This is a genomic window from Caulobacter sp. (genome assembly GCF_035254145.1).
Taxonomy (GTDB): domain Bacteria; phylum Pseudomonadota; class Alphaproteobacteria; order Caulobacterales; family Caulobacteraceae; genus Caulobacter.
In genome coordinates, this window is record NZ_DATFAV010000191.1 from 1 (window position 1) to 8,783 (window position 8,783).

The 8,783-nt window shown below is 72.3% G+C and carries 11 protein-coding genes and 2 pseudogenes; 12 read left to right on the forward strand and 1 reads right to left on the reverse strand.

From position 1 onward, the window contains the following. The first annotated feature begins 53 nt into the window (after positions 1–53). The 8 genes and pseudogenes from VJ655_RS11755 to VJ655_RS11790 all read left to right on the forward strand — a co-directional run bounded on the left by VJ655_RS11755 (position 54) and on the right by VJ655_RS11790 (position 3,585). Positions 54–1,277, forward strand: a complete 1,224-nt coding sequence (locus tag VJ655_RS11755) for a phage major capsid protein (protein ID WP_324111256.1) — start codon at positions 54–56, stop codon at positions 1,275–1,277. Between the two features lie 42 nt (positions 1,278–1,319). Beyond that, positions 1,320–1,400, forward strand: a pseudogene (locus tag VJ655_RS21105) (peptidase); the annotation flags it as partial. A 17-nt stretch (positions 1,401–1,417) separates the two neighbouring features. Next, entirely contained in the window at positions 1,418–1,702 is a 285-nt protein-coding gene (locus tag VJ655_RS11765) for a head-tail connector protein (protein ID WP_324111258.1), read from the forward strand. After that, on the forward strand, positions 1,699–2,091 hold the full coding sequence (locus tag VJ655_RS11770; RefSeq protein WP_324111260.1) for a DUF3168 domain-containing protein: 393 nt from the start codon (positions 1,699–1,701) through the stop codon (positions 2,089–2,091). The genes VJ655_RS11765 and VJ655_RS11770 overlap by 4 nt, the downstream gene beginning before the upstream one ends. Before the next feature lie 15 nt (positions 2,092–2,106). Next, on the forward strand, positions 2,107–2,523 hold the full coding sequence (locus tag VJ655_RS11775) for a phage major tail protein, TP901-1 family (protein WP_324111262.1): 417 nt from the start codon (positions 2,107–2,109) through the stop codon (positions 2,521–2,523). 95 nt (positions 2,524–2,618) lie between these two features. Next, the gene (locus VJ655_RS11780) at positions 2,619–2,903 is read left to right on the forward strand and encodes a GTA-gp10 family protein (RefSeq protein WP_324111264.1); all 285 of its coding nucleotides are present in this window, start codon (positions 2,619–2,621) and stop codon (positions 2,901–2,903) included. Beyond that, positions 2,900–3,082, forward strand: a complete 183-nt coding sequence (locus VJ655_RS11785; protein WP_324111266.1) for a phage tail assembly chaperone — start codon at positions 2,900–2,902, stop codon at positions 3,080–3,082. Before VJ655_RS11780 ends, VJ655_RS11785 begins: the two co-directional genes overlap by 4 nt. Then, on the forward strand, positions 3,079–3,585 hold the full coding sequence (locus VJ655_RS11790) for a phage tail tape measure protein (protein ID WP_324111268.1): 507 nt from the start codon (positions 3,079–3,081) through the stop codon (positions 3,583–3,585). The genes VJ655_RS11785 and VJ655_RS11790 overlap by 4 nt, the downstream gene beginning before the upstream one ends. A gap of 166 nt (positions 3,586–3,751) precedes the next feature. Here the strand turns inward: VJ655_RS11790 and VJ655_RS11795 are convergent, their stop codons facing one another. Next, the gene (locus tag VJ655_RS11795) at positions 3,752–4,216 is read right to left on the reverse strand and encodes a DUF805 domain-containing protein (protein ID WP_324111270.1); all 465 of its coding nucleotides are present in this window, start codon (positions 4,214–4,216) and stop codon (positions 3,752–3,754) included. Between the two features lie 145 nt (positions 4,217–4,361). Here VJ655_RS11795 and VJ655_RS11800 point away from each other — a divergent pair, with 145 nt between their 5' ends. From VJ655_RS11800 to VJ655_RS11815, 4 genes and pseudogenes are all read left to right on the forward strand, one after another. Then, the gene (locus VJ655_RS11800; protein ID WP_324111272.1) at positions 4,362–4,994 is read left to right on the forward strand and encodes a DUF2460 domain-containing protein; all 633 of its coding nucleotides are present in this window, start codon (positions 4,362–4,364) and stop codon (positions 4,992–4,994) included. Beyond that, complete coding sequence (locus VJ655_RS11805; protein ID WP_324111274.1) at positions 4,994–5,626, forward strand: baseplate hub protein; 633 nt, start codon at positions 4,994–4,996, stop codon at positions 5,624–5,626. Before VJ655_RS11800 ends, VJ655_RS11805 begins: the two co-directional genes overlap by 1 nt. After that, positions 5,623–6,184, forward strand: a pseudogene (locus VJ655_RS11810) (NlpC/P60 family protein); the annotation flags it as partial. The gene VJ655_RS11805 and the pseudogene VJ655_RS11810, both read left to right, overlap by 4 nt. 41 nt (positions 6,185–6,225) lie before the next feature. Next, positions 6,226–8,783, forward strand: a 2,558-nt coding sequence (locus tag VJ655_RS11815; RefSeq protein WP_324111275.1) for a baseplate multidomain protein megatron, incomplete at its 3' end; no start/stop codon positions are given.

An 8,783-nucleotide genomic window follows, 5' to 3' on the forward strand; every position in this document is an offset into this window, starting at 1 on the left:
ACCCCACCCCAACCCCTCCCCATCGAGGGGGAGGGGCTTTTCCGGAGAACCCCATGAAGGAAACCAAACACGCGGCCTCGCCCGAGGCCCGCGCGGCGCTGGCTGACGTCCTGACCGCGTTCGAGAGCTTCAAGGCCGCCAACGACCAGAGGCTGGCCGCCATCGAGACCAAGCGGGCGGACGTCTTGCTGGAGGAGAAGGTCGGCCGCATCGACGAGGCCGTCTCCCAGGCCCAGGCGCGGCTGGACCGGCTGATGTCGGACCTGCGCAGGCCTTCGCTTTCGGCCGACGCGCCGCTGGCGCGCGTGGACGAGCGCAAGGCCGCCTTCGACCGCTATGTGAAGACCGGCGAGACGCCCGCCGCCCTCCTCGAAGCCAAGGGCCTGTCGGAAGGCGCGGCCACGGCCGGCGGCTACGTCGCCCCGCCGGAGCTGGAGCGACTGATCCTGCGTCGCCTTGCGGCGACCAGCCCCATGCGGGAAATATGCCAGGTCCGCACGATCGGCGCCGGGACCTTCCGCAAGCCGGTCTCGCCGACGGGCCTGGCCGCCGCCTGGGTGGCCGAGACCGCCGCGCGTCCCGAGACCACGGCCCCGACCCTGGACGTCATCGACTTCCCGGCCGGCGAGCTCTACGCCAGCCCAGCCGCGACCCAGGCCCTGCTCGACGACGCCTATGTCAGCATCGACGAGTGGCTGGCCGAGGAAGTGCAGGACGCCTTCGCCGCCCAGGAGACCGCGGCCTTCGTCGCCGGCGACGGCGTCAACAAGCCCAAGGGTCTGCTCGCCTACACCGCCGCGCCGGACGCCAGCTACACCTGGGGTCAGGTCGGCTATCTGGCCACCGGCGTCGCGGGCGGCTGGACGGCCAGCAACCCGACCGACAAGCTGATCGACCTGATCTACGCGACCAAGACCCAGTACCGCCAGAACGGCCGCTTCGTGATGAACCGCCGCACGGTCAGCGCCGTGCGCAAGTTCAAGGACGCGCAAGGCAACTACATCTGGAACGCGGCTCTGCAGCCCGGCCAGTCGGCCTCCTTGCTCGGCTTCCCGGTCAGCGAGATCGAGGCGATGCCGGACGTGGCCGCCAACAGCCTGTCGGTGGCGTTCGGCGACTTCGAGAAGGGCTACCTGATCGTCGACCGCGCCGGGGTGCGGGTGCTGCGCGACCCGTACTCGGCCAAGCCGCACGTCCTCTTCTACACCACCAAGCGCGTCGGCGGCGGCGTGCAGAACTTCGACGCGATCAAGCTGCTGAAGTTCGCGGCGAGCTGACCCAATCCTCCCCCTGACGGGGGAGGTGTCCGCGAAGCGGACGGAGGGGGAAGTGCTGGAAAGCCCGCCTCTTCCCCCTCCGTCGTCCCTCCGGGCCGACACCTCCCCCGCTGGGGGGAGGATTTTCAGGAAATCCCCCCATGCCCCAATCCCTCACCCTGGCCGAGGCCCGGGCGTTCCTACGCGTCGCCGACGCGGCGGAGGACGCCGTCCTCACCATCCTGATCGACGCCGCCGAGGCCCGCGTCGCGACCGCCGCGGGCCTGGCCCTGACCGCCGCCAGCCCCGCGCCCCTGCGCCTGGCCGTCCTGACCCTGGTCGCCCACGCCTACGAGCATCGTGACGCCCAAAGCGAGAAGGGGGGAGAACCCTCCCTGGCCCTCGTCGAGCCGTGGCTGACCCCCTATCGAAAGGCCCGGCTGTGACCGACAAGCCCCTGATCGACGCCCTGGTCGCGAGCTTGAAGGCCGCGCCCGCGGTCACGGCCATCGCCGGCCAGCGGATCTACGCCACGAGCCCACGCCTGCCGACCTTTCCATGCGTCGTCGTCACCCGGTCCGAAGGGCGTCCGGTGTCCGAGGGCGACGCGATCGAGCACCTCCTGACCCTCACCTGCGCCAGCCGCTTCGGCGGACCGGAGGAGGCGAGGGCCCTGGTCGCCGCCGTGCGCGCGGCGCTGCACGACGCCCGACCGGCCCTGAGCGGCCGGCGCCTCGTCAATCTGCGCGTCCCCTACGCCGACTGCTTCGCCGGCGCCGACCGCGAGACCACGCTCGGGATCGTCCGCGTGCGGGCGGTGACCGAAACCCTTTAGGACAAGGAGCTTCCCATGGCCGCCCAAGCCGGCAAGGACATGCTGCTGAAGATCAGCGACGGGGCCGCGACCCCGACCTTCCACACCGTCGCGGGCCTGCGCGCCCGCACCCTCAGCCTGAACGCCAAGACCATCGACGCCACCGACAGCGACAGCACCGGCCGCTGGCGCGAGCTGCTGGCCGGGGCGGGGGTGAAATCGGTGGCCGTGTCGGGCTCGGGGATCTTCCGCGACGCCCCCTCCGACGCCCAGGTGCGGACGAGCTTCTTCGACCAGTCGGCCCGCGTCTGGCGATTGATCGTGCCGGACTTCGGCCAGCTGGAGGGGCCGTTCCTGGTGGCGGCCCTGGAATATGCCGGCGAACACGACGGCGAGGCGGCGTTCGCGATCAGCCTGGCCAGCGCCGGCGCGGTGAGCTTCACGGCCATCTAGAGTCAACGACGATCGCCGATGAAACCACCCCTCGTCATCCCGGCTCTTCGCTGCGCCGCGGCCGGGGTGACGAGCTTTTTAGAGGTTCGATAGACATGCTTCCCCCCAACCCCGCTCGCGGCGAGGTCGTCGTGACCCTGGCCGGCGCGCCGCGCCGTCTGTGCCTGACCCTGGGCGCCCTGGCCCGGATCGAGGCTGCGCTTGGCCTTTCCGACTGGTCGCAACTGCCCGACCGCATCGCCACCCTGGGCGTCGCCGAGCTTTCGGCGATCCTGGCCGCCCTGCTGGACGGCGGCGGCGAGCCGCCCGAGATCGCCGCCCGCGCCACCGTCCCGGAGGCCGCCGCCGCGCTCGCCGCGGCGTTGGCGGCCTGCGCATGAGCGCCTGGGCCGAGCCGCTGCGCCTGGCCGTGCGGCTGGGCCTGGCGCCCGAGGCCTTCTGGCGGCTGTCGCTGAACGAGTGGCGGGCGCTGACCGAAGCGCCGTCCGCGCCCGTGCTGTCGCGCGCCGACTTCGCATCCCTGATCGCCCGCTATCCCGACAAGGAGCCCGTTCCATGAGTTTCGAACAAGACGGCCTGTCGGCCGTGCCCGCCCGCGCCGCCGAGGCCGCCGCCGCCCTGGACGCCCTCAAGGCGCCCGCCGAGCGCGCCGCCCGCTCGATCGACGAGGCGTTCTCGCGAGCCGGGGCTTCGCTGGCCCGCTCGCTGGCGCGGGCGGCCACGGACGGCCAGGTGTCGCTGGCCGAGCTGGCGCGCGCCGTGCTGGGCGCGGCCGGGGCGGCGCTGAAGGGCGGGGGATTGGGCGAGGCGCTGTCGAAGAGTTTCTCGGGAGCGCGGGCTGACGGCGGCCCGGTGCTGCCCGGCGGCGCCTATCTGGTCGGCGAGCGCGGGCCGGAGCTGTTCCGCCCGGCCTCGGCCGGAAGCATCGAGCCGGCCGGAAACGGTGGGGTGTCGGTGACGGTCAATGTCCAGGGCGGCGAGGTCGCGGGCCTGGTGCGTTCCGACGCCCAGATCGCCCAAGCCCTGGCGCGGGCCGTGAGCCTGGGATCTCGACGCCTGTGAAACCCTCTCCCCCTGCGGGAGAGGGTGGCCCGCGAAGCGGGTCGGGTGAGGGGTTGAAGAAAAGAGCCGCCGCGACGGCGGCTGATCCTGGGCGCCAGGTCGACAGGCCTATCGACCCCTCATCCGGCGCTGCGCGCCACCTTCTCCCGCAAGGGGAGAAGGGGAACTAAAGCGCCACCGCGGCCGTGTTCGGGGGCGGCGCGCCGTACTGGTTTTCGCCGGTCTGGCCGTTGCTGCAGCCGACCCACAGGGTGAAGGCCAGCCAGATGGCGAAGGCGATGAAGCACGAGATGAAGAAGCCACCCAGCGCCGTCAGGGCCGAAAGCTCCGGCTCGCCGTTGGTCAGGGCCGCGATGGCCGGCAAGACGCCGATCGACAGGGCCGAGCCCATCACCAGGATCGGGCCGAACACCCACGGCAGCACCTGCCACCAGCCGGTCTGACCCATGTCGTGCAGGCGCTTGGAGTGGATGCAGACGCTGGAATAGATCGTCGCCAGGGCGATCAGGTGTCCCACGATGGGCAGCCAGCCCACGGCCACGTTCACGCCCAAGAGGACGAGCCAGCCGATCCAGAACGCCTGGCGGCCGATGCGGCCCTCGGGCGACAGGAACAGGGTCTTCCAATCCATTTCGGTCTCCAATCTCGGACCCATAGGTAGGGCCCGACGACCCGCACATGAAGTGAAAAGCGGGTCATGACGCAGACTTAATGGCGTTCGCGGCGAAACGTCGCGCTTCCCGTCAAATTCCCGAAATCTTTTCGAGAGGATCGCGATGAGCGAGTTCCACGAGGCGCGCCTGCCCGCGCGCCTGGCGTTCGGCTGCTCGGGCGGCGTCGAGTGGCGCACCGAGATCGTCACCCTGGCCTCGGGCGGCGAACGGCGGACCAGCCCCTGGGCGCTGGGCCGCCGCCGTTACCTGATCGCCACCGCCGCGCGGCCGCTGGACGAGCTGGCCGAGCTCCTGGCCTTCTTCGAAGCCCGGCGAGGGCGGCTGGCGGGCTTTCGGTTCCGCGACCCGGCCGACTGCAAGTCGTGCGCCCCCTCGGCCCAGCCGGCGGCGAGCGATCAGGCGCTGGGGACGGGCGACGGAAGCCGCAAGGCGTTCCAGCTGGTCAAGGCCTATGGGACGGGATCCACGGCCCTGTCGCGGCCGATCGCCAAGCCGGTGGCCGGAACGGTCAAGGTCGCGGTGGCCGGGGCGACCCTCTCCGCCGGCGCCTTTTCCGTCGACGCGACGAGCGGCCTCGTCACCCTGAACGCCGCCCCGGCGTCCGGCGCGGCGGTGACGGCAGGCTTCGAGTTCGACACGCCGGTGCGCTTCGACATCGACCGGCTGGACGTGACCCTGGAAGGCTTCGCCGCCGGCCGGGTCGGCGCCTGCGCCCTGGTCGAGGTGCGCGACTGATGCGCGCCCTTCCCGAAGGCCTGGACCTGGCCCGGCTATGCCATGCCTGGATCCTCACCCGCGTGGACGGTGTGAAGCTGGGCTTCACCGATCATGATCGCGACCTGGTCGTCGACGGGGCGACCTGCCGGGCCGGCGGCGGCTGGAGCCCGGGCGCGTCCGACACCGCCGTCGGCTACGCGCCCGGACAGGCGGCGGCGCTGGGCGTGCTGGATGACGCGGGGATCTCCGAGGACGATCTGGCCGCCGGGCTCTATGACGGCGCCAAGGTCTTAGCCCTGCGCGTCGACTGGAGCGCGCCGTCGCGGCTGGTGCGCCTGTGGACGGCGACGATCGCGGCGGTGAGTCGGGAAGGCGCGGCGTTCAAGGCGACGTTGGCCGGTCCGCTGGCGGATCTGGAGCGTGTGGCTGGCCGGACCTTCACCCGGCTCTGCGATGCGAGACTGGGCGACGCGCGCTGCGGCGTGGACCTGTCGGGCCATCCCGGCGCGACCTGCGACAAGCGCTGGACGACCTGTACGCGCGCGTTCGGCAACGGCGTCAACTTCCGCGGCTTTCCGACCGCGCCCGGCGAGGACTTCCTGACGCTGTACCCCGTCGAGGGCGAGCGCAACGACGGCGGGCGGCGGTGAGAAGCGAGAGCAAATCCTCCCCGCAGCCGGGGAGGTGGCCCAAAGGGCCGGAGGGGGAAGGACTTGAGCGCTTGCCTCTTCCCCCTCCGTCGTCCCTGGCGGGCCGTCACCTCCCCCGCTGGGGGGAGGATTTCATCGTAATCCAAGCCCGCCTCTGGCTCGGAACCCCCTACCGTCACCAGGCTTCGACCCTGGGCGCTGGCTGCGACTGCCTGGGCCTGGTGCGCGGCGTCTGGCGCGCGCTGCGCGGCGCCGAGCCGGAGGAGGCGCCGCCCTATCGCCCGGACTGGGCCGAGCTTGGCGAGCGCGAGCTATTGCTGGAGGCGTTCGGCCGTTGGCTGACGCCAATTCCGCTTCACCAGGCCCGCCCCGGCGACGTGCTCGTCTTCCGCATGGCGCCGGGGGCGATCGCCAAGCACTGTGCGATCCAGTCCGGCGCGGATCGGATGATCCACGCCTACTGGGGCCGGGCCTGCGTCGAGAGCGCCTTGGGTCGCTGGTGGCGCGAGCGCCTGGTCGCGGCGTTCAGGTTTCCCCATCCCCAATAAACACCCGACCTTCCCGGCGAACGCCGGGGAAATCGGAGGAGAAATAGGCAAATGGCCCAAGTCATCCTCTCCAGCGTCGGCGCGGCGATCGGCGGGCCGTTGGGGGCCGTGGCCGGGGCGGCGCTGGGCGCGGCCGTCGACCAGGCGGCGATCAGCGCCCTGTCGCCCGCCCGGCAGGTCGGTCCGCGCATCCCCGAACTGCGCCTGACGGGCGCCGCCGAGGGCGCGGCCCTGCCGTGCGTCTTCGGCCGGGCGCGGGTCGGCGGCCAGGTGATCTGGGCCGCGCGCTTTCGTGAAAAACGGGTCGAGGGCCGCGTCGGCGGCTCCAAGGGCCAGAAGACGACCGCCTACGCCTACAGCCTGTCGTTCGCCGTCGCCGTGGCCGAGGGACCGATCGACGGGATCGGCCGCGTCTGGGCCGACGGGCGGGTGATGGACATGGCGGGCGTGACGATGCGCGTGCATCGTGGGACCGAGGACCAGGCGCCCGACCCGCTGATCGCCGCCATCGAGGGCGACGCGCCGGCCTATCGCGGCGTGGCCTATGTGGTGTTCGAGGATCTGCCGCTGGAGGCGTTCGGAAACCGCCCGCCGCAACTGTCGTTCGAGGTGTTCCGCCGGCCGCGGGCGCCGGACGATCCGCCGGGTCTGGAAGAACGGTTGAAGGGCGTCTGCCTGATCCCGGGCGCGGGCGAGTTCGTCTATGCGACCCAGGCGGTGCTGCGCCGCGAGGGCCTGACCCGCACCGCCAGCGAGAGCGTCCATAACGCCGACGGGCGTCCCGATCTGGTGGTGGCGCTGGATCAACTGCAGGCCCAACTGCCGAACGTCGACCACGTCACCCTGGTCGTCGCCTGGTTCGGGACCGACCTGCGCTGCGGCCAGTGCCAGATCCGTCCGGGCGTCGAGCAGGCGGCCAAGGAGACCCTGCCGACCACCTGGAGCGTGGCGGGCGTCGGCCGCTCGGGCGCGCATCTGGTTTCGCTGCACGACGGGGTTCCGGCCTATGGCGGCACGCCGGCCGACGCGGTGGTGCTGCAGGCCATCGCCGAGCTGAAGCGGCGGGGCCTGAAGGTCACGCTCTATCCGTTCATCCTGATGGACACCCCGGCCGGCCAAGCCGCCTATCCCTGGCGTGGCCGGATCGCTTGCGAGCCCGGGACGGACGGAACGGCGGCGGCGACCAGCCAGGTCGCCGCCTTCTTCGACGGCGAATGGGGCCTGCGCCGCATGGTGCTGCACCAGGCCAGCCTGGCGGTCCAGGCCGGCGGCGTGGACGGCTTCGTCCTTGCCTCGGAACTGCGCGGCCTGACCACGACGCGCGGGCCGGGCGGGACCTACCCGGCGGTCGCCAAGCTGAAGAGCCTGGCGGCCGAGGTCCGAGGCGTGCTGGGCGCCTCGACCAAGCTCGGCTACGCGGCCGACTGGAGCGAATATTTCGGCCACCAGCCCGCCGACGGGACGGGGCACGCGGTGTTCCACCTCGACCCGCTGTGGGCCGACGCCAACATCGATTTCGTCGGCGTCGACTGGTATCCGCCGATCACCGACTGGCGCGAGGGCGAGACGCATCTGGACGCCGCCGCCGGCTTCTTTGGGCCGCACGATCCGGCCTATCTGCGCGCCGGCCTGACCGGCGGTGAGAACTTCGACTGGTTCTACGCCAGTCCCGTCGCCCGCGACGCCCAGGTCCGCACCGCGATCACCGACGGCGCGCATGGCGAGGCGTGGATGTTCCGCGCCAAGGATCTCCTGAACTGGTGGAGCAACCCGCACCACGACCGGCCCGGCGGCGTCCGGTCGGCGACGCCGACGGCCTGGGTCCCGCGCTCCAAGCCGATCCGCCTGACCGAGTTCGGCTGCCCGGCCGTCGACAAGGGGAGCAATTCGCCCAACCTGTTCATCGACCCGAAGAGCTCGGAAAGCTTCCTGCCGCCGTATTCGACCGGCGAGCGCGACGATTTCGGCCAGCGGCGCTGCCTGGAGGCGGTGCTGGCCTGGCTGGCCGATCCGGCCGCCAATCCGGTCTCGCCGGTCTATGGCGAGCCGATGGTCGAGGCGGCCAGCGCCTGGTGCTGGGACGCCCGGCCGTTCCCCGACTTTCCGGCCCGCGCGGACGTCTGGAGCGACGGCGGCAACTGGGTGCTGGGCCACTGGCTGACCGGCCGGGCCGGCATCGCGCCCCTGCCCGAGCTGATCCAGGCCCTGGGCGCGCGGGCGGGTGTCGCGATCGATCCGGGCGAGGCGGGCGGGGCGGTGGGCGGCTATGTCGTCGACCGGCCGATGCGCCTGCGCGACGCCCTCTCGCCCCTGACCGAGGCCTTCGCCCTGGATCCGGTCGAGCGCGGCGACCACGTGCGGATGCTGGCGCGCTCGGGCCGGGCCGCAACGGCCCTGGTCGAGGACGACCTGGTCCAGCCCGACGATGCGCCGGTGGAGACCGAAACCCGCGCCCTGGAACCGGCCGCCGAGGCCTTGCGCCTGCGCTTCATCGACGCCGCCCGCGACTATCAGGTCGGCGCCCTGGTCGTGCGGCGCGACCTGGGGCAGGGGACCCGCGACGCCGACGCGCCGATCGTGCTGGCCGCCGCCGAGGCCGAAGCGGTCGC

Coding starts and splice junctions, on each gene's coding strand:
- VJ655_RS11755 (WP_324111256.1), top strand. CDS start 54: ATGAAGGAAACCAAACACGCGGCCTCGCCCGAGGCCCGCGCGGCGCTG.
- VJ655_RS11765 (WP_324111258.1), top strand. CDS start 1,418: ATGCCCCAATCCCTCACCCTGGCCGAGGCCCGGGCGTTCCTACGCGTC.
- VJ655_RS11775 (WP_324111262.1), top strand. CDS start 2,107: ATGGCCGCCCAAGCCGGCAAGGACATGCTGCTGAAGATCAGCGACGGG.
- VJ655_RS11780 (WP_324111264.1), top strand. CDS start 2,619: ATGCTTCCCCCCAACCCCGCTCGCGGCGAGGTCGTCGTGACCCTGGCC.
- VJ655_RS11785 (WP_324111266.1), top strand. CDS start 2,900: ATGAGCGCCTGGGCCGAGCCGCTGCGCCTGGCCGTGCGGCTGGGCCTG.
- VJ655_RS11790 (WP_324111268.1), top strand. CDS start 3,079: ATGAGTTTCGAACAAGACGGCCTGTCGGCCGTGCCCGCCCGCGCCGCC.
- VJ655_RS11795 (WP_324111270.1), bottom strand. CDS start 4,216: ATGGATTGGAAGACCCTGTTCCTGTCGCCCGAGGGCCGCATCGGCCGC.
- VJ655_RS11800 (WP_324111272.1), top strand. CDS start 4,362: ATGAGCGAGTTCCACGAGGCGCGCCTGCCCGCGCGCCTGGCGTTCGGC.
- VJ655_RS11805 (WP_324111274.1), top strand. CDS start 4,994: ATGCGCGCCCTTCCCGAAGGCCTGGACCTGGCCCGGCTATGCCATGCC.